The 20,947-nt window shown below is 71.8% G+C and carries 18 protein-coding genes; 6 read left to right on the forward strand and 12 right to left on the reverse strand.

Features of this window, described 5'->3' with window-relative positions:
• Positions 1–54: 54 nt before the first annotated feature.
• From IE308_RS18820 to IE308_RS18845, 6 genes are all read right to left on the reverse strand, one after another.
• Complete coding sequence (locus tag IE308_RS18820; RefSeq protein WP_190218795.1) at positions 55–459, reverse strand: cytidine deaminase; 405 nt, start codon at positions 457–459, stop codon at positions 55–57.
• A complete protein-coding gene (locus IE308_RS18825; protein WP_190218796.1) occupies positions 456–1,742 on the reverse strand; it encodes an ABC transporter permease in 1,287 nt (428 codons plus the stop codon). Before IE308_RS18825 ends, IE308_RS18820 begins: the two co-directional genes overlap by 4 nt.
• Entirely contained in the window at positions 1,742–2,869 is a 1,128-nt protein-coding gene (locus IE308_RS18830) for an ABC transporter permease (RefSeq protein WP_110629988.1), read from the reverse strand. The genes IE308_RS18825 and IE308_RS18830 overlap by 1 nt, the downstream gene beginning before the upstream one ends.
• Positions 2,866–4,401, reverse strand: coding sequence for an ABC transporter ATP-binding protein (locus tag IE308_RS18835; protein WP_110629987.1), 1,536 nt, complete (start codon positions 4,399–4,401; stop codon positions 2,866–2,868). The genes IE308_RS18830 and IE308_RS18835 overlap by 4 nt, the downstream gene beginning before the upstream one ends.
• Positions 4,402–4,598: 197 nt before the next feature.
• Positions 4,599–5,657, reverse strand: a complete 1,059-nt coding sequence (locus IE308_RS18840) for a BMP family lipoprotein (protein ID WP_110629986.1) — start codon at positions 5,655–5,657, stop codon at positions 4,599–4,601.
• Positions 5,658–5,958: 301 nt separating this feature from the next.
• Complete coding sequence (locus IE308_RS18845; RefSeq protein WP_190218862.1) at positions 5,959–7,185, reverse strand: amidohydrolase; 1,227 nt, start codon at positions 7,183–7,185, stop codon at positions 5,959–5,961.
• 304 nt (positions 7,186–7,489) lie between these two features.
• On the opposite strand from IE308_RS18845, the gene IE308_RS18850 reads away from it, so the two are divergent.
• Positions 7,490–8,329 (forward strand): class I SAM-dependent methyltransferase, encoded by an 840-nt coding sequence (locus tag IE308_RS18850; RefSeq protein WP_229908930.1) that lies wholly within the window; start codon positions 7,490–7,492, stop codon positions 8,327–8,329.
• Between the two features lie 11 nt (positions 8,330–8,340).
• On the opposite strand, the gene IE308_RS18855 is transcribed toward IE308_RS18850, so the two are convergent.
• The gene (locus IE308_RS18855; RefSeq protein ID WP_229908931.1) at positions 8,341–9,006 is read right to left on the reverse strand and encodes a class I SAM-dependent methyltransferase; all 666 of its coding nucleotides are present in this window, start codon (positions 9,004–9,006) and stop codon (positions 8,341–8,343) included.
• Between the two features lie 99 nt (positions 9,007–9,105).
• Here IE308_RS18855 and IE308_RS18860 point away from each other — a divergent pair, with 99 nt between their 5' ends.
• On the forward strand, positions 9,106–10,410 hold the full coding sequence (locus IE308_RS18860) for a phospholipase D-like domain-containing protein (RefSeq protein WP_190218797.1): 1,305 nt from the start codon (positions 9,106–9,108) through the stop codon (positions 10,408–10,410).
• Positions 10,411–10,423: 13 nt separating this feature from the next.
• Here IE308_RS18860 and IE308_RS18865 read toward each other — a convergent pair whose 3' ends face one another.
• From IE308_RS18865 to IE308_RS18880, 4 genes are all read right to left on the reverse strand, one after another.
• Positions 10,424–11,518 carry a hypothetical protein gene (locus IE308_RS18865; RefSeq protein WP_190218798.1) on the reverse strand — a complete coding sequence of 365 codons (1,095 nt, stop codon included), beginning with the start codon at positions 11,516–11,518 and terminating at the stop codon, positions 10,424–10,426.
• Between the two features lie 56 nt (positions 11,519–11,574).
• The gene (locus tag IE308_RS18870) at positions 11,575–12,513 is read right to left on the reverse strand and encodes an N-acetylneuraminate synthase family protein (protein WP_190218799.1); all 939 of its coding nucleotides are present in this window, start codon (positions 12,511–12,513) and stop codon (positions 11,575–11,577) included.
• Positions 12,514–12,527: 14 nt separating this feature from the next.
• On the reverse strand, positions 12,528–13,781 hold the full coding sequence (locus IE308_RS18875; RefSeq protein ID WP_110629981.1) for an acylneuraminate cytidylyltransferase: 1,254 nt from the start codon (positions 13,779–13,781) through the stop codon (positions 12,528–12,530).
• Between the two features lie 242 nt (positions 13,782–14,023).
• Positions 14,024–15,379 (reverse strand): DUF6716 putative glycosyltransferase, encoded by a 1,356-nt coding sequence (locus IE308_RS18880; protein ID WP_190218800.1) that lies wholly within the window; start codon positions 15,377–15,379, stop codon positions 14,024–14,026.
• Between the two features lie 198 nt (positions 15,380–15,577).
• Here IE308_RS18880 and IE308_RS18885 point away from each other — a divergent pair, with 198 nt between their 5' ends.
• The 4 genes from IE308_RS18885 (at position 15,578) to IE308_RS18900 (ending at position 20,256) form a co-directional block, all read left to right on the forward strand.
• Positions 15,578–16,555: a glycosyltransferase family 2 protein gene (locus IE308_RS18885; RefSeq protein WP_110629979.1), complete on the forward strand. Its 978-nt coding sequence runs from the start codon at positions 15,578–15,580 to the stop codon at positions 16,553–16,555.
• Positions 16,552–17,889, forward strand: a complete 1,338-nt coding sequence (locus IE308_RS18890; RefSeq protein ID WP_190218801.1) for an alpha-2,8-polysialyltransferase family protein — start codon at positions 16,552–16,554, stop codon at positions 17,887–17,889. Before IE308_RS18885 ends, IE308_RS18890 begins: the two co-directional genes overlap by 4 nt.
• A gap of 62 nt (positions 17,890–17,951) precedes the next feature.
• On the forward strand, positions 17,952–19,124 hold the full coding sequence (locus tag IE308_RS18895) for an acyltransferase family protein (RefSeq protein ID WP_190218802.1): 1,173 nt from the start codon (positions 17,952–17,954) through the stop codon (positions 19,122–19,124).
• 136 nt (positions 19,125–19,260) lie between these two features.
• On the forward strand, positions 19,261–20,256 hold the full coding sequence (locus IE308_RS18900) for a class I SAM-dependent methyltransferase (protein WP_190218803.1): 996 nt from the start codon (positions 19,261–19,263) through the stop codon (positions 20,254–20,256).
• Positions 20,257–20,293: 37 nt separating this feature from the next.
• Here the strand turns inward: IE308_RS18900 and IE308_RS18905 are convergent, their stop codons facing one another.
• Positions 20,294–20,944: a TetR/AcrR family transcriptional regulator C-terminal domain-containing protein gene (locus IE308_RS18905; protein WP_190218804.1), complete on the reverse strand. Its 651-nt coding sequence runs from the start codon at positions 20,942–20,944 to the stop codon at positions 20,294–20,296.
• Positions 20,945–20,947: the final 3 nt, after the last annotated feature.

Below are 20,947 nucleotides of genomic sequence, written 5' to 3' on the forward strand. Positions count from 1 at the left end.
GAGGTTCAGGAAGTGTGCGGCCCTCCTGAGGGTGTCAGGAGGGCCGTACGGGAGTTACTGGGTGAGATGGTCGGGGCCGAAGGCCTGCGGCAGCATCTCGGAGAGCGGGAGGATGCCCGCCGGGGTGTCGAGCAGCAGGTCGGGGCCGCCGAACTCGTACAGCAGCTGCCGGCACCGGCCGCACGGCACGAGCAGCCCGCCCGTGCCGTCCACACACGTGAAGTGGGTCAGCCGGCCGCCGCCGGTGCGCTGCAGCTCCGACACCAGACCGCACTCGGCGCACAGGCCGAGGCCGTAGGAGGCGTTCTCCACGTTGCAGCCGGCGACCGTGCGGCCGTCGTCGACCCGGGCCGCCACGCCGACCGGGTAGCCGGAGTAGGGGGCGTACGCGTGGGTCATCGCCTCGCGCGCCACCTCCCGCAGCGCCTCCCAGTCGAACGCGCCGGCGTCCCGGCTCACTTGCCCTGGCCCTTCCGGTAGCGCATGCCGTCCGCCTTGGGCATCCGCAGGCGCTGCGCGGACAGCGACAGCACGAGGAGGGTGACGACGTACGGGGTGGCGCCCACGAACTCGTTCGGGACCTCGTCGGTCAGCAGGTACCAGACCAGCACCAGCGCGGCCATCACGGCGCTCACGATGCCCTGGACCAGCGCCTTGCGGTACAGCTTCCACGCGGCGAGCAGCACCAGCAGCACGACCAGCAGGAGCAGCAGCGCGTGCACGGTCTCACCGCCGTTGCGCAGCTGGAGCGCGTCGGAGAAGCCGAACAGGCCCGCGCCCATCGCCAGACCGCCCGGCCGCCAGTTGCCGAAGATCATCGCGGCGAGGCCGATGTAGCCGCGTCCGCCGGTCTGGCCCTCCTGGTAGATGTGCGAGGTGACCAGCGCGAGGAAGGCGCCGCCGAGGCCGGCGAGACCGCCGGAGACGGCCACGGCCGCGTACTTGTACCGGTAGACGTTGACGCCGAGGGACTCCGCGGCGACCGGGTTCTCGCCGCAGGAGCGCAGCCGCAGGCCGAAGGGCGTACGCCACAGCAGCCACCACGTGGCGACGAACAGCACCACGGCGAGGACGGTGACCACGGACAGGTTGGTGACCAGGCCGCCGAGGATGCCCGCGAGGTCGGAGACGAGGAACCAGTGGTGCTTCTGGATCGACTGCAGGCCGTCGGACAGGCCCGGTACGTCGATGGTGGGCAGGGTGTCCGCGGGCGGGGACTGCTTGGGGTTGCCGCCCGCCTCCGCCGCGTCGCCGTCCGCGAAGAACAGCTTGGCGAGGTACTGGGTGGCGCCGACCGCGAGCAGGTTGACCGCGACACCGGAGACGATGTGGTCGACACCGAAGGTGACGGTGGCGACGGCGTGCACCAGGCCGCCGAGGACACCGAAGCCGATGCCGCACAGCAGGCCGAGCCAGGGGCTGGACTGCCAGCCGATCCAGCCCGCGCCGAAGGTGCCGAGGATCATCATGCCCTCAAGGCCGATGTTGACCACGCCGGACCGCTCGGACCACAGACCGGCGAGGCCCGCGAGGCCGATCGGCACGGCGAGGCCGAGCGCGGCGCTGATCTGGCCCGCCGAGGTGAGCTGGTCGGCGCCGGTGATGACGCGGACCGCGGCGACGAGCAGCAGCGCGCCCGCGACGATGAGCAGGATCTGGCCCCAGGACCGGCCGGAACGGGCCTGCCCACTGTCGGCCTTGGGCGCCGCGGGCGGCGGCGCGTCGGTCATCGTGGCAGTCATCACGCCACCTCCTGCTTCTTCGTCGTGGCGGCGGCCTGGGCGGCGAGTTCGGCGCCGACCCGCTGCTGCTGGCGCTTGAGGCCGTAGCGGCGGACGACTTCGTAGGCGATCACGACGCACAGGACGATGACGCCCTGGATGACGCCGAGGATCTCCTTGTCGTAGCCCTCGAACTCGAGGTGGTTGGTGGTGCGCTCCAGGAAGCCCCAGAGGAGGGCGCCGAGCGCGATGCCGATCGGGTGGTTGCGGCCGAGCAGCGCGATGGCGATGCCGGTGAAGCCGATGCCCGTCGGGAAGTCGTTGCTGAAGGTGTGGCTGTCGTTGAGCAGGGTCGGCATGCCGATCAGGCCGGCCACCGCGCCCGAGATGAGCATGCTGGTGGCGACCATCTTCTTCACGCCGACACCGCTCGCGGCGGCGGCGGTCTCGGACTGGCCGACGGTGCGCAGGTCGAAGCCGAAGCGGGTGCGGCCGAGCACGAACCAGTAGGCGATGCCGACAATCACGGCGACGAAGAGGAAGCCCCACAGCACGCCGGCGGGGCCGGTGTCGATGCTGAAGAAGTACGACGACTTCGGCAGCGGGTGGGTGAGCACGGTGGTGCCGGCCGCGTCCAGCTCGGCGAGCTTCCCGGGCTGGAGCAGGTAGGCGATGATCGAGGTGGCGATCGCGTTCAGCATGATCGTCGAGATGACCTCGCTGACGCCGCGGGTCACCTTCAGGAAGCCGGCGATGGCCGCCCACAGGGCGCCGGTCGCCATGGCGCACAGGATGATCAGCGGGATGGCGATCCAGCCGGGCGCGGTCAGCGCGCCGCCGAGGACGGCGGCGATGAACGCGGCGAGCCGGTACTGGCCGTCGACGCCGATGTTGAACAGGTTCATGCGGAAGCCGATGGCCACCGCGACACCCGCCAGGTAGTACGTCGTCGCCTTGTTGAGGATGTAGACCTGGCTGTCGCTGGCGACGCCGTACGAGCCCATCTCGCTGAAGGCCGCGCCCGGGTTCTTGCCGGTGGCGAGGATGACCAGGGCGGTGACGACGAGTGCGGCGACGAGCGCCAGCAGCGGGGCGGCGATCCCGAGGAGCAGCCGCTCCTTGTCGATGCGTTGGGTCAGCTTGTTCATCGGTCGTCGTCCTCTGTCTGCTCCGGGTGCTCCAGGTGGCCGGAGGCCGCACCCGTCATCGCGGAGCCGAGCTCCTCGGGGGTGATGGTGGCGGGGTCGGCGTCGGCGACCAGGCGGCCGCGGTACATCACCCGCAGGGTGTCGGAGAGCCCGATCAGCTCGTCCAGGTCGGCGGAGATCAGCAGCACGGCCAGGCCCTCGCGGCGGGCCTCGCGGATGTGGTCCCAGATCGCGGCCTGCGCGCCGACGTCCACGCCACGGGTGGGGTGGGCGGCGATGAGCAGCTTGGGCTCGTGGCTCATCTCGCGGCCGACGATCAGCTTCTGCTGGTTGCCGCCGGACAGCGAGGCGGCGGTGACCTCGATGCCGGGGGTGCGGACGTCGTAGGCCTCGACGATGCGCTCGGTGTCGGCGCGGGCGGCCTTCAGGTCGAGGAGCCCGCCGCGCGAGTTGGGGCGCTCGGTGACGTGGCCGAGGATGCGGTTCTCCCACAGCGGCGCTTCCAGGAGCAGGCCGTGGCGGTGGCGATCCTCGGGGATGTAGCCGACGCCGGACTCGCGGCGGCGGCGGGTGGGCAGCTGGGAGATCTCGGCGCCGTCGAGGGTGATGACACCGGCGTCCGGGGTGCGGATGCCCATGATCGCCTCGACCAGCTCGGACTGGCCGTTGCCCTCCACGCCGGCGATGCCGAGGACCTCGCCCTTGTGGATGGTGAAGTCGATGTCGTCGAGGATGACCCGCTCGACGCCGTCGAGGTCGGTCTGCGTCAGGTGCAGCCCCTCCACCTGGAGCAGCGGCACGTCGGTGACGGTGGACTCCTCCGTCTCCGGCGTGGGCAGTTCGCTGCCGACCATCAGCTCGGCGAGCTGCTTGGTGGTGGTCGTCTTGGGGTCGGCGGTGCCGACGGTGGTGCCGCGCCGGATGACGGTGATCTCGTCGGCGACGGAGAGGACCTCGCCCAGCTTGTGGGAGATGAAGATGACGGTGAGGCCCTCGGCCTTCAGCTCGCGCAGGTTGTCGAAGAGGGCGTCGACCTCCTGGGGCACCAGCACGGCGGTGGGCTCGTCGAGGATGAGCGTCCTGGCGCCGCGGTAGAGGACCTTGAGGATCTCCACGCGCTGACGGTCGGCGACGCCGAGCTGCTCCACGAGGACGTCCGGGCGGACGTTCAGGCCGTACGCGTCGGAGATCTCCTGGATCTTCGCGCGGGCCTTGGCGCCGATGCCGTACAGCTTCTCCGCGCCGAGGACGACGTTCTCCAGCACGGTGAGGTTGTCGGCGAGCATGAAGTGCTGGTGCACCATGCCGATGCCGCGGGCGATGGCGTCGGCGGGGTTGTGGAAGGTGACCTGGCTGCCGTCGACGGTGATGGTGCCCTCGTCCGGCTGCTGCATGCCGTAGAGGATCTTCATCAGGGTGGACTTGCCGGCACCGTTCTCGCCGCAGAGGGCGTGGACCGTGCCCCTGCGGACGGTGATGTCGATGTCGCGGTTGGCGACGACACCCGGGAAACGCTTGGTGATGCCGCGCAGTTCGACGGCAGCGGGAGGGCTGGACGCGTTGATGGCGCACTCTCCTCGGGGAAAGGGCTGAAGGGGAGGGCAGGCGTCGGCGACGCTAGCGCGGCAACTCCGCGCTACACGCGTAGAGTTGACACATTGTTATGGCTCGGCGAGGGGTGCCGGAACACCCCGTCGCCGAGCCTTGTCAGGTCCGGCGGGACCTCAGGTCACGGGGTGGTCTTGACCTTGATGGTGCCGTCGACGATCTTCTTCTTGGCCTCGTCCAGCTTCGGCTGGATGTCCTTGATGAAGCCGCCGCTGGTGGCCAGCGACACACCGTTCTTCGCGAGCGAGTAGCTGTTGACGCCGGTCATCGGCTTGCCGTTGTGCACGGACTTGATGAACTCGTACACACCGACGTCGACGTTCTTGACCATCGAGGTCAGGATCGAGTTCTTGTACTTGGCGAGACCCGGGATGTTGTACTGGTCGGAGTCCACGCCGATGGCCCAGGCGCCCTTGCTGCCGGCGACGGCCTCGATCGCGCCGTTGCCGGAGGAACCGGCCGCCGTGTAGATGACGTCGGCGCCCTTGTCGAGCATGCCCTGCGCGGCCTCCTTGCCCTTGTCGGGGCTGGAGAAGCCGGACAGGTCGGTGCCGCGGCTCAGGTACTGGACGTCGACCTTGACCGAGGGCTTGGTGTCCTTGACGCCCTGGACGTAACCGGCCTCGAACTTCTTGATCAGCGGGGTGTCGACACCGCCGATGAAGCCGACGTGGTCCTTCTTGGTCTTCAGCGCGGCGGCGACGCCGGCCAGGTAGGAGCCCTGCTCCTCGGTGAAGGTGATGCTGTTGACGTTCTTGGCGTCCACGACCGAGTCGATGATGCCGAAGTTCGTCTTCGGGAACTTCGCCGCGACCTTGCCCATGGCGGTGGCGTAGGAGAAGCCGACGCCGATCACGGGGTTGTAGCCGGCCTGGGCGAGGTCGGTGAGGCGCTGCTCGCGGTCGGCCTCGGTGTCCGCGGTCTTGGCGGTCAGCTCCTTGATCTCACCGCCGAACTCTTCCTTGGCCTTGTCGGCACCGCGCGCGGCGGAGTCGTTGAAGGAGCGGTCGCCACGGCCGCCGACGTCGAAGGCGAGACCGATCTTGACGCCGTTCTTGCCGCCGTCGGACGAACCGGAGGAGGTGTCGTTGTCGGAGGAGGTGCTGCCACAGGCAGTGGCAGACAGTGCGAGTGCTGCGGACGCGATACACGCAGCGGAAAGCTTGGCTACCCGGCGCACGGGAGGCTCCTTACACCTGACCTGAGCGCCATGTCGGCGCTTGTTGTGAGCACCTTGCCAGTGCCCGAGCCGAGACGCCCCGGCGGCGTCGGCTTCGCGGCATCGTAACGCGCGTAGATGTCAGAAAAAGACCTCTTCCGAAGCCGTTATCGATTCGAGGCAAACAGCGGCTGAACTGAGGGTCTTGGGGGTCACCGGCCGATGTTGCGGTGTGTGCACGAACGGCTTACGAACGTATTGCGCCGGATGGCGGTACCTGCCCCTCGGCGGGGACGCCGAGGGGCACGGTGGGCGCGGCGGGTCAGCTCACGGCGTCCAGCAGGGCCGCCGCGGTGAACAGCTCCACCCCCACCGTGATGGCGGACTCGTCGGCGTCGAAGTCGCCCTGGTGCAGGTCACGCACGGTGCGCTCGCCGGGGGTGCGGACGCCGAGGCGGGCCATGGCGCCGGGCACGTGCTCCAGGTACCAGGAGAAGTCCTCGCCGCCGAGGCTCTGCTCGGTGCCCTCGATCGCCTCCGGCCCGCGCCGTACGGTCATCGCGTCGCGCAGCAGGTCGGTGACGGCCGGGTCGTTGACGACCGGCGGCACGCCCCGGACGTAGTTGATCTCGGACTTGGCGCCGTGCAGGTTGGCGACCTCGTCGATGGCCGCGACGACCATGTCGGGCGCCTGCCGCCAGGCGTCGATGTCGAGGCAGCGCACGGTGCCGGACAGCTCGGCGTGCTGCGGGATGACGTTGGGGGCGTGGCCGGACTCGATACGGCCCCAGGTGACGGCGAGCCCCGCGCGGGTGTCGATACGGCGGCCGACGAGCGCGGGCACGTCGGTGACGACGCGGGCGGCGGCGGTGACCAGGTCGGTGGTCAGGTGCGGGCGGGCGGTGTGGCCGCCGGGGCCGTCCAGGGAGATCTCCAGCCGGTCGCAGGCGGAGGTGATGGCGCCGGTGCGCAGGCCGACGCGGCCGGCGTCGACCCGGGGGTCGCAGTGCACGGCGATGATCCGGCGCACGCCGTCGAGCGCGCCGCCCTTGATGGAGTCGGCGGCGCCGCCGGGCAGCACCTCCTCGGCGGGCTGGAAGATCAGCCGGACGGGGCGGGGCAGGCGGCCCTGCCGGTGCAGCTCGGCGAGGAGCAGGCCCGCGCCGAGGACGACGGTGGTGTGCACGTCGTGGCCGCAGGCGTGGGCGCGGTCGGGCACGGTCGACCGGTACGGGCACTCGGTCTTGGTGTCCGGGATCGGGAGGGCGTCGATGTCGGCCCGGAAGGCGAGCATGCCGTCCTCCGGTACGCCGAGGTCGGCGCCGATGTCGCAGATGAGCCCGGTGCCGACGCTGAGGACGCGCGGGTGGAGCCCGGCGCGTTCCAGCCAGGCCTTGATCGCCGCGGTGGTGCGGAACTCCTGGTTGCCGAGCTCCGGGTGCATGTGCAGGTCGCGGCGGAAGGCGACGAGTTCGGCGCGCAGCTCCTCCGGCAGTGTGCCGGGCAGGGCACTGCCGTCGGGGTGATCGGCCTCGGTCTTGGGCGACATCAATTGCTTCACCCTCTGAAGGGTAGGACGCCGAGGCGGCCAACTGACCCTCGATCAACAAAAGTTCAGCCCGTTAGGGGAAGGAAATCTGGCCGTCCGACGCATAGGTGCCGGTGGAGGTGGGTAAACTCGCCGGCCCTCTCGGCCCGGGGGTCCACCCACCCATGTACTCCCTCCACGCATACCACGTCACGGCACAGCCACGCCGATCTGTTCAGCAGACGGAACGGTGACGGCGGGCGCGAGGTGCGGGTACGGCAAAACGGAGGACGCCCCCGCAAGCGCGGCGCTAGGGTGCCCGCCCGTGACCGACTACGCCGACGCAGCCCGCGCTTCCTACGACACGATGGCCCGCGAGTACACGGCCCGCTTCCCCGACTGGTCGACGGACCTGCCCCTGGAGAAGGCCCTCCTGACCGCTTTCGCGGAGCTGGTGCAGACGGGTGGCGGCCGGGGCGGCGGTACGGGCCCCGCGGCCGACGGGGGGAGCGGCAGGGGCGGGGGTACGGCCCCCGTGGCCGACGCGGGAAGCGGCCGGGGTGGTGCTACGGCCCCCGTGGCCGACGCGGGAAGCGGCCGGGGTGGTGCTACGGCCCCCGTGGCCGACGCGGGAAGCGGCAGGGGCGGGGGTACGGCCCCCGTGGCCGACGTAGGCAGCGGCCCCGGCGGTCTCACGGCCCGGCTGCACGCGCTGGGCCTGCCGGTGTTCGGGGTGGACGTCTCCCCGCGCATGGTGGCGCTGGCCCGGGAGGCGTACCCCGACCTGCGCTTCCACGTGGGCTCGATGACGTCCCTGGACCTCCCGCCGGCGTCCCTGTCCGGACTGACGGCCCTGTACTCGACGATCCACGTTCCGGACGAGGCCCTGCCGACCGTGTTCGCGGAGTTCCACCGCGTCCTGCTCCCCGGCGCCCCGGCACTGCTCGCCTTCCAGACCTCGTCCTCCCCCGACCGGACGGACCACCTCCACCTCTCCGAACGCTTCGGCCACGAGATCGACCTGGACTACTGGTTCCGCCCGGTGAACACGATCGCCGGCTTGCTGGAGGAGGCGGGGCTGCGGGTGTGGGCGCGGGTGGAACGGGAGCCGCAGGGGGAGGAGACGCGGGGGCGGGGGTATGTGGTGGCGCGGAAGGACGGGTAGCCCCGCACCGGTCAGCAGAACGGCCGGAAATCCCTGAAGTCGGGCGTCGGGCGCGGGTCGGGCAGCCGGTAGGCCCCGGTCCGCGGCCGACCACTGGCCGGGTCCGAGGCGCCCCCGGCCACAGCGCCCGGAATCGGACGCCACCCCAGATGGGTCTCGAAGTACGCCACGGCGGCGCCGACCGACGGCCAGCAGACGTCGTCGAGCAGCACGACGCCCCCGGGACGGACGATCTCGCCCAGGAAGTGAAGGTCGACGAACACGTTGTGGAAGTGGTGGCTGCCGTCGACGAACGCCGCGTCCGCCGCGAAGCCCGCGTCGGCCAGCCGGGCAAGGAAACGCTGCGACGGTTCGGTCACCAGCTCGGCGATGCCGTCCAGTCCGGCGCTGCACAGCAGCTCCCACCCGACACCGTCGTACGCCGTGTACTGGAACGGGTCGATCACCACATGCCGCGGGTTCGGTGCACCGGTGCGCACCAGCGCCTCGCCGATCGCCAGCGCCGAGCCGGCGTAGGCGAGCCCGATCTCGACGACCGTGCCGACTGCCTCGTGCACCAGGAGGTCACGCACCTGATCACAGTCGCGCTCCGGCAGCGTGACGGTGGCGAAGTCCGGAGCGCCGTCGGGACGCCGCGGCGGCCCCTGCTCGGCGAGCCCGCGGCGCACGGCAGCCACGCGCTCCAGCCACCCGCCTGCGCCTCCGTCCGGTCCCGACACGCCCAACTCCGTTCGCTCAGACGCCCTTTGGCGGTGTGATCCCTAGGATGGCCCGCCGTGATCAAAAGAATACGCAGACCCCTCACCGCCCTGGCCGGATCCATGGCCGTCCTCGCCGGGCTGGTGCTCGGCGGTGGTGTGCAGAGCGCCGCCGCGGCGGACGGGACCGCCGTCGGTGCCGCCGTCGCGGCGCCCGTCGTCGGGCAGCCCGTCTTCAACAACCCCGTCGGGACCGTCCAGGAGCAGCGGGCCGTCTTCGATCAGCTGGTGGGGCTCATCGACGCCACCCCCGCCGGTGAGCAGATCCGCGGCTCGGTGTTCGCGATCAACGACCAGCGGATCGTGGACGCGCTGCTGGCCGCGCAGCGGCGCGGGGTGTCCGTGAAGGTGATCCTCGACGACTCCACCTACGTCGCGGCCGACACCGGCAAGGAGTTCGCCAACCCCGCCTACGACGCCCTCAAGGCCGGTCTCGGCACCGACGACACCAAGGCCTCCTGGGTCGTCGTCTGCGACGACAGGTTCGAGGACGCGGACGGCGTCGACGACGTGCAGCGCGGCTGCCTGAGCACGGCGAAGGGGTCCCACAACCACAACAAGTACTTCCTCTTCTCGCGCACCGGCCCCTTCGCCGACGGCGCCACGTACTCCAAGGTCGTCTTCCAGACCTCCTCGAACCTCACGGACTGGGACGCGGCCCGCGCCTACCAGGACGCGGTGACGTTCGCCGACGACGCCGTGTACCAGGGCTACCTGACCTACCACGACCTGCAGTACACGACGCGGCACCAGCAGACCGTCACGAGCAACCCCTACTTCTCCACCGCCTCCGGATCGACGTACCGCGCGTTCTTCCTGCCGCGCCCCGACTCCGCCGAGGAGAACCCGGCCACCGACCCGCTCGTCAACGCGCTGAACGAGGTCTCCTGCTGGTACACGGGGACCGACGGCAAGCGGCACCAGACCGATGTGCGGATCGCCCACACGTTCTTCTACGACAACCGCGGCCAGGTCCTCGACAAGCTCGTCGACCTGCACAACAAGGGCTGCTGGGTCGATCTCGTCGTGCGGGACATGGACTACACGACCAGGGCCGCCCTGGACAGCGCCCACATCCGGTACCGCTGGTGCCGCGACGGCAACCCGGCCGGACCGCACCCGCACGACAAGTACCTGCTGATCGACGGCGACTACGGCGGTGACATCACGCCCCGCGTCTACACCGGCAGCCACAACCTCACCGGATCGTCGCTGCGGGTGACGGACGAGGCGTTCGTGCGGATCACCAGTGCCTCGTACCACGCGGCGTACCTGCACCACTTCTACATGCTCCAGAACGCCTGCGGGCCCGCGCACAACTGACCCGGCGGGCAGCTCAGGAGGCCGCTGCCGGCACCGCCGCCAACCGGTGCACGTCCCGGGCCGAACCCGTCACCCCGGACAGGAAGCCCCGGGCCCGGGGTGACGCCTTCTCCGTCAGCCAGGCCGGGTCGATGTCGCAGACCGCGACGCGGACTCCCGTGCCGGTCAGGGCCAGGGGCAGGGTGTGCACGACCGTGGAGGGGAAGCTGAGGATCGTACGGCCGACGGGGCCGCGGCGGGCGATCAGTTCCAGGGGGAGGTCCGGGCGGACCACCTCCAGGCCGGTCTCCGTGGCCAGGCGGTGGAGTTTGTCCGCGCTCTCGCGGCGGTGGGCGAAGTAGCGCGTCGCGCCCTGGGCCTTCGCCAGGGCCCGTACCGCCCCCAGGTAGCGGTCGGCGTCCACCACGCCCGTCTCGACCAACGAGGTGCCGACCAGGTCGGCGCCCTTGGTGATGCGGGGCGGGCCGAAGCGGGAGCGGGTCCAGGAGAAGTCGTTCGCGGTGACCGTCACGCCCCGCGGCGTGTCCTCGATCGGCATCGCCGAGAAGACCTCCACCCGGCGGTCCTCCCCCGGCGTCAGCTTGTGCCGGGCCCGGGAGGACACCGGGGCGAAGAGCAGGTCGCGGGGGCCCGGGCGGCCGCCCTTGCGGTGCCAGCGGACCAGGCGTTCGCCGCGGGCCAGCTGGCCGACGAACTCCATCGTGGCCGTGCCGTCGTCGACGACGACGAGGTCACGGGCGCGGGTGATGGTCAGGAGCAGCTGGACGTAGCGGGAGAAGGGGTCGCCCAGGACCACGCGTGGCGCCCGGCGCAGCAGGCCCGCCAGGCCGCCTATCGTCTGGAAGGGGGCCGTGGCGCCGCCCCGCGCCTCCTCCCAGCGGACCTGGTGGCCCTCCTCGCGGGCCAGCTCGGCCATGCGCCGCAGCTGGCCGCGGGTCATCGGGTCGATCGGGGACAGGACCACGAGCGTGAGCCCCGCGCCGGGGGCCCGCGGCGCTCCGGGCGCCCGCGTGTGCGCCCACTCCAGCACGTTCAGCAGCTGGACCGGGCTCTCGACGAAGGCGAGAGTGGCGGGCGCGGGGCCGGATCTCCCGGCGCGGGGGCTCATCGTCGTACGACCGTCCCGTCGTGAGTGACCTGGTGCCAGGTCGCGGATGTCAGGTGTCAGACCGCGACCGGCTCGCCCGCCGCCGCGGCGATCTCCGCCTCCGCGACGACGCCGGTGACGCGGCGCAGCTTCTTCATCGGGCCCAGCTCGGAGTCGTAGACCTTCTTGACGCCGTCGCCGAGGGAGGCCTCGATCACGCGGATGTCGCGGACCAGGCGCTCCAGGCCCTGCGGTTCCACCGAGGCGGCCTGGTCGGAGCCCCACATGGCGCGGTCGAGGGTGATGTGGCGCTCGACGAAGACGGCGCCGAGGGCGACCGCGGCGAGGGTGGTCTGCAGGCCGGTCTCGTGGCCGGAGTAGCCGATCGGGACGTTCGGGTACTCCTTCTCCAGCGTGTTGATCACGCGGAGGTTCAGCTCGTCGGCCTTCGCGGGGTACGTCGAGGTGGCGTGGCAGAGCAGGATGTTGTCCGAGCCCAGGACCTCGACCGCGTGGCGGATCTGCTTCGGCGTCGACATGCCGGTGGAGAGGATGATCGTGCGGCCCGTCGCGCGCAGCTCCCGCAGCAGCTCGTCGTCGGTCAGCGACGCCGAGGCGACCTTGTGCGCCGGCACGTCGAACTTCTCCAGGAAGGCGACCGCCTCGGTGTCCCACGGCGAGGCGAACCAGGCGATCCCCTTCCCCTTGCAGTAGTCGTCGATCTGCCGGTACTCGTCCTCGCCGAACTCCACGCGGTGGCGGTAGTCGATGTACGTCATCCGGCCCCAGGGGGTGTCCCGCTCGATGTCCCACTGGTCGCGCGGGGTGCAGATCTCCGGAGTGCGCTTCTGGAACTTCACGGCGTCGCAGCCGGCCGCGGCGGCCACGTCGATCAGCTTGAAGGCGTTGTCGAGGTCGCCGTTGTGGTTGATGCCGATCTCGCCGGTGACGTAGACGGGACGGCCGGGGCCGACCTCGCGCGAACCGAGCAGACGGTGACGGGAGTTGGTGCTCATGACAGGGGGTGTCCTTACTTGGGGAGGGATTCGAGAGAGGGGCCGAGGATCCAGCTGGCGATCTCCCGGATCGCGCCGTCACCGCCGGGGACGGTGGTGACCGCGCGTGCGGCGCCGCGTACGACGTCGTGGGCGCTCGCGACCGCCACGGGCCAGCCGACGAGGGCGAAGCACGGGAGGTCGTTGACGTCGTTGCCGACGTAGAGCACGCGCTCCGGCGCGATGCCCTGCTCCTCGCACCACTGCTTCAGCGCGAGGTCCTTGCGGTCGATGCCGTGCAGCACGGGAAGCCGCAGCTTCCGGGCGCGGGCGGCGACGACCGGGTTCTGTTCCGTGGACAGGATCAGCATCTTGAGGCCGCTGTCGCGCAGGGCCGCGATGCCGAGGCCGTCCCCGCGGTGCACGGAGACGAACTCCCGTCCGTCGGCGTCGATCAGCACCCGGTCGTCGGTCTGGGTGCCGTCGAAGTCGAGGACTACGGCGTCGATGTCGTCGTAGGCGGGAAGGGCGCCCGGCCGGGCCACGTCCAGCAGCGGCGCGAGGGCCCGGGCGCGGGCCAGGTCGTGCGGGTCGTCGATCTCCAGGACCCGGGCGGGGTCGGTGCGGACCAGCTCGGTGCGGCCGAAGAAGCGGTGCCCGTGCGCGCGGAAGCCGGCCGCGTCCATGGCGTAGGCGGCGCCGGTCTCCAGGAGGTCCTGGGGGCGGTCCTGGCGGCGCGGGCGGAAGGACTTGTCGTGGTTGACGCCCACGCCGCCGACGCCGCTCGCGACGCCTCCGTCTGCCGCCCCCGCCTCGTCCTCCCGCCATACGAAGCCGTGGAACGGCGCCACGGTCACCGCCGTGTCCGCGCCGTTCTCGACGACCGCGGCGGCCACCCCGTCGACGTCCTCCCGGACCAGGAACGGGCTGGTGCACTGCACGAGCAGCACCGCGTCGACGGGCGCCCCGTGCAGGGCCTCGTGCGCGTCCAGCGCGTGCAGCACCGCGGCCTCGGAGGTCGCCGTGTCGCCGGCGATGGCCGCGGGCCGCAGCACCACCTCGGCGCCGGCCTCGCGGGCGGCGGCGGCGATGGCCTGGTCGTCGGTGGAGACCACGACGTCCGTCACCAGGCGGGCGGCCAGGCACTCGCGCACCGCGCGGGCGACCAGCGGGACGCCGCCGACGGGCGCGAGGTTCTTCGCGGGCACACCCTTGGAGCCGCCCCGCGCGGGGATCACGGCGAGCACGCGGCGCAGGGAAGCGCCCTGCTCCGCCACCGGGTCGGACATGGTCACAGCTCCTTGGGATGGGTCGAGGGGGCTCACAGCTCCTCGGGGCGGGCCGAGGGGGCTCACGGCTCCTTGGGGTGGGCCGAGGGGGCTCACAGCTCCTCGAAGCGGGTCGACGCGGCTCACGGCTCCTCGAAGCGGGTCGACGCGGATCACCGCTCCTCGAAGCGGGTCGAGGCAGCTCACGGCTCCTCGGGGCGGGTCGAGGGGGCTCACGGCTCCTCGGGCAGGGTCGAGGCGGCTCACAGCTCCCCCATCCGCCGGATCACGGGGGCCACCCGCTGCACGCCGTGCCGGTAGGCGCCGCGGGCCGCGCGGCGCACGATCTGCCGTACGGGGCCGGGCTGCCGGTCCGCGGCGGGGGCGCCGGGCAGCGGGCTGCCGTCGGGGCCGAGGTGGTGGCGGGCGAGGATGCCGGGCAGATAGCCGGGCGCGGTGCGGGGCGTGTAGTACGGCGTGAGGGGCGGCAGCCGGTCGGCGGCGAGCAGCCCGGCGATGCGGTCGCGGGCGGCGTCGAAGGCGGTCTCGTACGCACCGTCGGCGGCGACGCCCTGCCGGGCCACCCACGCCTCGTCCGGCACCGGCGTGTGCCCCGCGTCGAGCTGGTCCCAGGAAGCGAGGCAGCCGGAGCCGACGAAGTGGTGGTTGCCGAGCGCCTCGCGGATACCGAGGTCGGTGAGGACGACGGTGGGGACGCGGCGGTGCAGGGACTCCAGCGCGGCCGTGGAACTGACCGTGACCAGCAGGTCGGTGCGGTCCAGGACCTCGCCCATGTTGCCGTACACCAGGCGCAGGTTGGGCGGCAGCGGGCCCGCCTTCTGGGCGAGCTTCTGGTAGGGCAGCTCCTCCAGGTGGGTGGTGTGCTCGCCGGGCCGGGAGCGCAGCTTGAGCAGGACCTCGCGGCCGGGGTGCAGCCGGGCGTGCCGGACCAGGCGGTCCAGCAGGTACGTGCGGTCCGCGCGGGTCTCCGGTACGGAGGGCTGGGCCGCGAACACGACGGTGTACGGGTCGTGTTCGCCGGCGTACGGGGAACCGCCGAGGAACGGCAGCGCGACCTCGGTCACCGCGGAGGCGTCGGCGCCGACCCCCTCGTACACCGCGCGGAAACGCTCGGCGTCCTGGCGGGAGTTGGCGAGGACGAGGTCGGCGCCGTGCCGCAGCAGCAGGCCGTCGGCGAGCTTCTCGTAGACGACGCCGACATAGCCGGTGACGACGACGGGCCGCTTCCCGCGTCCCTGCCAGGTGCGGGCCAGGCCGTGCAGCATCGCCTGCACCCCGCCGCCGACCAGGGCGAGGACGACCACGTCGTACGGCGCGCAGGCGTCGGCGGTGTCCGCGGCGCCCGCGGCGCCCGCGGTGTCGCCGCGCATCGCGCGCAGGAACTCGGCGGCGGTCACCTCGCGCAGGGAGTCGGCGCGGACGCCGATCTCCTTCAGCTGACGGGGCGTCGGGGTGGCTCGGCCGCGCAGGAGATAGCCGTCCAGGCGGGGTTCCGGGTCGCCGGTGAGGCGGCGCGCGGTGAGGGCGCCCCATTTCCACCGGGTGTCGGAATCCGCGAGAACGGCCACCCGCAGGGCCTTCGTTGCACTTGCTGGCACGCCGAAGAACCTAGGAAGGCATTTCTAGGTTCCGCCCAACCCGAATGCAACAAACGGTTAACAGCGCACCGACGAACAGCGAATCAGGCGCCCGACGGCCCGGAAAACAATCGGGTTCACGGCTTCGCCACGCGTCGTTCATGCTTCATCAAGCTCGCGGTCAAGACGCGGGCCGGGCCGCGTTCTACCGTCTTCGGCGTGGTCAAGCTTTCCGTCATCGTGCCGTTCTACAACGTGCAGCAATACGCGCCCGACACCTTGAAGAGCCTGCGCGCCAACGCGCGGGACGACTTCGAGTTCGTTCTCGTCGACGACTGTTCCCGCGACGAGACACCGGACATTCTCGCGCGCGCCGAGCGCGAGCTGCCGGGCGCGGTCCATGTGAGACACGACAGGAACGGCGGCCTGGCCACCGCCCGCAACACCGGCATCGACCGGGCACGCGGCGAGTACCTGACCTTCCTGGACGGCGACGACTGGCTGGCCCCCGGCTACTACGAGCGGCTCGTGGCCGCCATGGACGAGCTGGGGTGCGACTTCCTGCGTACCGACCATGTGCAGTGCACCGGGCGGGCGCGCAGCATCCACCGGGTGCCGCACGGGCGGCGGGGTGTGGTGCTCGACCCGCGGGAGGCGATCCTCCCGGCCGACCGCTCCACCTCCGTCGACTACGCGTACGCCTGGGCGGGCATCTACCACCGGCGGCTGGCCGACAAGGGCCTGCTGCACTTCACCGACGGGCTGCGCACGGCGGAGGACCGGCCGTGGATCTGGAAACTGCACCGCGAGGCGGATTCCTTCGCGGTGGTGGGTCTGCTCGGTGTGTACTACCGGCGCGGAGTGGCTTCCTCACTCACACAGATCGGCGATGTGCGGCAGCTCGATTTCATCCGCGCATTCGATCAGGTGCTCGCGGAAACCGCGCAGGACCGACAGGCGGCGGTTCTTCTCCCGAAGGCCGTGCGCACCTATTGCGCCATCATTTCCCACCACCTGGGATCCATCGAGAGGTTCGAGCCGGCCGTGGCGAGAAAACTGAAGTCGATGAGCGCCGCGGCACTGCGGCGGATGCCGCAGGACGTGCTGGACGAGGCGCTGGACTCCATGGACGTGCAGCGCGCCACCCGGCTGCGCCGGCTGCGCCGCCGGCCCGTCGCGGCGGGGGCCGCCGCGTGACCACCCAGATCTTCCTGGCGTCGACGCTGTACGGCACGGCGACGCTGGCCGCCGCACTCGACTCCGACTGCTTCGGCCCCGCCGACCGCCGCGTCCTGCTGGTCTGCAACAACGCCGCGGCGCCCGAGACGTCCCCGGGCCTGGACGAGATGCCGGGCTTCGCGCGGCTGCGCGAGCGCTTCGACGACGTCGTGTCCTGGAACGAGACCATCTCCCCCTTCCACCCGGGGGGTTGGTCGCCGCGCATGGACGACGTCCCGCTGTGGGAGCGCCATCTGCGGCTGCTGTGGGGGCTGGGCGACGACCCGGTGGAGCTGGCCGTGGAGTCGATCCAGGTCAACCCGGCGCTCGGCGTCTGCCAGATCTTCACCGGCGCACCCGTCACCGTGTACGCCGACGGGCTGATGAGCTACGGCCCCACCCGCAACAAGATCGACCCGCTGGTCGGCACGCGCATCGACCGGCTCCTCCACCTCGACCTGGTGCCGGGCCTCACACCGCTGCTGCTCACCGAGTTCGGGGTCCGCCCGGAGATCGTGCCGACGGACGCCTTCCTGAAGGTGCTGGGCGAACTCGCGGACATGGGCGACGTGTTGACCGCGCTGCCGGAGGAACCCGCCCTGCTCCTCGGCCAGTACCTGTCCGCCCTCGGCATCCTCACCGCAGACGAGGAGGAGGACCTGCACCTGCGGATGCTACGGGGCGCGCTCGACGCCGGGCACACCCGCGTGGTGTTCAAGCCGCACCCCTCCGCGCCGGCCCGCTGGTCGCGCCGCCTGGAGAAGGAGGCGGAGCGGCTCGGCGCCGACCTGACCGTGCTCGACTCGCCCGTTCTGGCGGAGGTCCTCTACCAGCGGATGCGTCCCGCCCTGGTCGTCGGCTGCTTCTCCACCGCGCTGCTGACGGCGGCCGCCTTCTACGGCATCCCGGTCGCCCGCGTGGGCACGGCCCTGCTGCTGGAGCGACTGACGCCGTACGAGAACAGCAACCGGGTGCCGGTGACGATCGTCGACGCGCTGCTGCCCGACCTGGCGGACCGGGCGGCGGTCGACGGGCAGCGCCGGGGCATGGACGCGGCCCGGCTGACCGAGCTGGTGCGGGCGGTCGGGTACGCCATGCAGGCCAAGATCTACCCGGACCTGCGCCCGGCCGCCGAGCGCTTCCTGTCGGCCCATCTGGACCAGCGCACCTGGCGCTACTTCAAGCGCAAGCGGCTCACCTCGCTCGCCCTGCCCGGCGCGGTGCCCGCCCAGCTCGCGTTCATCCCGCGCAACGCGACGGTCCGGCGGGTGGCGCGGCGCGCGCGGTCGCTGGGGCGGGGCGTGCGGCGCTGAGGCCGCCGGCTGCCTCCTGTGTCCCTGCTTCTTCTTCCGCATCCCGAAGAGGGGAACCTCCTGTGATCGACACGCCCGCGGACCCCCGGGTGACCTCCACGGGCACCGTGGCGCCCGCGTCCGCGCCCCCGCTGCCCGCGGTCCCGCGGCAGGCCCGGCCGCGGCAGTCGCGGCTGCGCGCGCTGGACGGGCTGCGCCTGCTGGCCGCGCTGATGGTGGCGGCGTACCACTACGGCGGCCGGGGCGGCGAGGTCGGCCAGGCCTGGGGCTCCTCGCCCAAGGAGCAGTTCCCCACCCTGCACGGGTACTTCGCCTACGGCTGTCTGGGTGTGCAGATCTTCTTCGTGATCAGCGGGTTCGTCATCTGCATGAGCGGCTGGGGCCGGCCCCTGAGGTCGTTCTTCGCCTCGCGGGCGGCCCGGCTGCTGCCCGCGTACTGGGTGGCGATCGTGCTGGTCACCGCCGTGTTCGCGCTGCCGATGGTGGCGTACAAGGCGGTCTCGCCCAGCGACGCGCTGGTCAACCTGACCATGCTGCAGATGCCGCTCGGCGTGGACCGGGTGCTGGGCGTGTGCTGGACGCTCTGGGCGGAGCTGCGCTTCTACGCGCTGTTCGCGCTGTGCATCGTGCTGCCGGGCGCCAACCGGCACCGGGTGATCCTGTTCTGCGCGGGCTGGACGCTGGCCGCGGCCGTCGCGCAGAGCGCCCACGAGCCACTGCTCGACCTGGTGCTGATGCCGGAGTACGCGCCGTTCTTCATCGGCGGCGTCGGGCTGTATCTCGTGCACCGCGACCGGCGCGACCCCTACGGCTGGGGCATCGCGGTGGTGAGCTGGCTGATCGGGCAGCACTACGCGGTGCAGCGGCTGTGGCATCCGCACTCCGTGGACGCGTTCTCCTACCGCAGCTCCCTCGGCATCATGCTGGTGATCACCCTGGGCTTCCTGGCGGTCGCCGCGATCGCCCTCGGCTGGCTGAGCCGGGTGAACTGGGGCTGGCTGACGGTCGCGGGGGCGCTGACGTACCCGTTCTACCTCGTGCACGAGCACCTCGGCTGGGTCGTCATCGGCGCGCTGCACCGCGGGCTGCACGTGCCGTCGTACGCCACCTTCCTGCTCACCGTCGGCGCCATGCTGGTGCTGGCGTGGCTGCTGAACCGGCTGGTCGAGGAGCGGCTCACGCCCCGGCTGCGCCGCGCGCTGGCGGGCCCGCCGCGCCTCAACCGCACCGGCTGACACGGAAGTTGGCTGGCTGTTCATCTCTGTGTGGGTTTTCCCGCGACCGCCCGGGCAGGCACCGTGGAGGCCGGGGCGGCCCACAGGTCCGTCCCCGCTTCCCATTGGTTGCCCGGCAAGGGAGTACTGCCACCTCATGTCCGCCGCACCGCACACCACGCGCCGCCCGCTCCGCCTGGACGACGTCCCCGGCTGGTTCCCCGTGCTGGACCAGACGCTGTTCGACTGGTTCCTGACCCGTCAGGAGGACACCGGCGTCACCGGGGACCTGCTGGAGGTCGGCGTGTACATGGGCAAGAGCGCCATCTTCACCGGCCGGCACGTGCGGGAGGGCGAGCGGTACACCGTGTGCGACCTCTTCGAGGGGGACGCGCCGGACGAGGCCAACCGGGCCGAGTCGACGAAGTCCTACAGCTCGCTGACCCGGCAGGCCTTCGAGGAGAACTACCTCTCCTTCCACGACGAGCTGCCGCGTGTCCTCCAGGGCCCCAGCTCGGTGGTCCCGCAGGAGGTCGACCCCGGCTCCTGCCGGTTCGTCCACGTCGACGCCTCGCACCTGTACGAGCACGTGTACGGCGACATCGCCGCCGCCCAGAAGGCCCTCAAGCCGGGCGGCATCGTCGTCCTGGACGACTTCCGCTCCGAGCACACGCCCGGCGTCTCCATCGCGGCCTGGGAGGCCGTCCTCAACCGGGGCCTGAACCCGGTCTGCCTGAGCACGCAGAAGCTGTACGGCACCTGGGACGACCCGGAGCCCTGGCAGGAGGCGCTGCTGGAGGCCGTACGGGAACGGAAGGACTGCCGGCTGAGCGTGCAGGAGGCGGCCGGGCACCGGATCATCCGGCTGAAGTCCGACGGCATGAAGCCGCCGGCCTTCCCGCTGTCCCGGCACGGGGAGGCGGAGGAGGCCGCGCGGGCAGCGCAGGCCGCGGCAGCCGCTGACGCCCCGCAGGGGCCGGGGACCCCGGGTGCTACGGGTTTCCCGACGCAGGGCGCCGGCGGGCGGCCCGCCGCCCCTGCCGCCTCCCGGCCCGCGCGCCGGCCCGTCCCCCGCAGCCGCGCCCGCCGGATCGCCGTCGACGTGCTGCCGCCGGTCGTGACCCGGGCGCTGCGCCGGATGAGGGCGAGCTGAGGCACGCGGACGACGCGCCCCGCGGGCAGGGCGGGGCTCAGGCGATGCCCGAGCGGGCCTCGATGCCCGCGAGCAGCAGGTCAAGGCCCTCCTCGAAGTGGGTGTCGTAGTCCTGGAAGATCTCCGCGCCCGCCGCGGCCGACAGGGGGAAGTCGGCCATGCGGCGGGCGCGTTCGTCGAGGTCGTAACCCTCGCGGCGCTCGCCGGGCAGCGGGGTGACGCCCTGCTCCTCGATGACGAAGCCGATCGTGTACGCGTACGCGGTCCGTGTGGCGCGGACGGCCTGGGCGAGGGTGAAGCCGGCGTCCGTGAAGACGCGCAGCGTCTCCTCCATCTCGTGGGCGTGGTCGAGGCCGGTGAAGCGTGAGCCGCTGAACACCCTGGCGCCGTCGCGGTAGCCGAGCAGGGCCGCGCGCAGGCCGCGGTTGGTCTTCAGCAGGCGGTCCCGCCAGGTGTCGGCGGGATCGAGGGCGGCGCCGGCGACCATGCGCCGGTACATCTCCGTCGCCATCTCGTCGAGCAGCGCCTGCTTGTCCTTGAAGTGCCAGTACAGCGCGGGTGCCTTGACGTCCAGCTCGCGGGCGATGGCGCGCAGGGTCAGGCCCTCCAGGCCGACCTCGTTCAGCAGCCGCAGGGCGGTGTCCGCGACGCGGGTGCGGTCCAGGGGGGCGCGGCGTTCCGTACTCACGCA

It is taken from the genome of Streptomyces griseosporeus, from assembly GCF_014656055.1.
Lineage (GTDB): Bacteria > Actinomycetota > Actinomycetes > Streptomycetales > Streptomycetaceae > Streptomyces > Streptomyces griseosporeus.

Coding starts and splice junctions, on each gene's coding strand:
- IE308_RS18830 (WP_110629988.1), bottom strand. CDS start 2,869: ATGAACAAGCTGACCCAACGCATCGACAAGGAGCGGCTGCTCCTCGGG.
- IE308_RS18825 (WP_190218796.1), bottom strand. CDS start 1,742: ATGACTGCCACGATGACCGACGCGCCGCCGCCCGCGGCGCCCAAGGCC.
- IE308_RS18845 (WP_190218862.1), bottom strand. CDS start 7,185: ATGTCGCCCAAGACCGAGGCCGATCACCCCGACGGCAGTGCCCTGCCC.
- IE308_RS18865 (WP_190218798.1), bottom strand. CDS start 11,518: ATGAGCCCCCGCGCCGGGAGATCCGGCCCCGCGCCCGCCACTCTCGCC.
- IE308_RS18870 (WP_190218799.1), bottom strand. CDS start 12,513: ATGAGCACCAACTCCCGTCACCGTCTGCTCGGTTCGCGCGAGGTCGGC.
- IE308_RS18875 (WP_110629981.1), bottom strand. CDS start 13,781: ATGTCCGACCCGGTGGCGGAGCAGGGCGCTTCCCTGCGCCGCGTGCTC.
- IE308_RS18900 (WP_190218803.1), top strand. CDS start 19,261: ATGTCCGCCGCACCGCACACCACGCGCCGCCCGCTCCGCCTGGACGAC.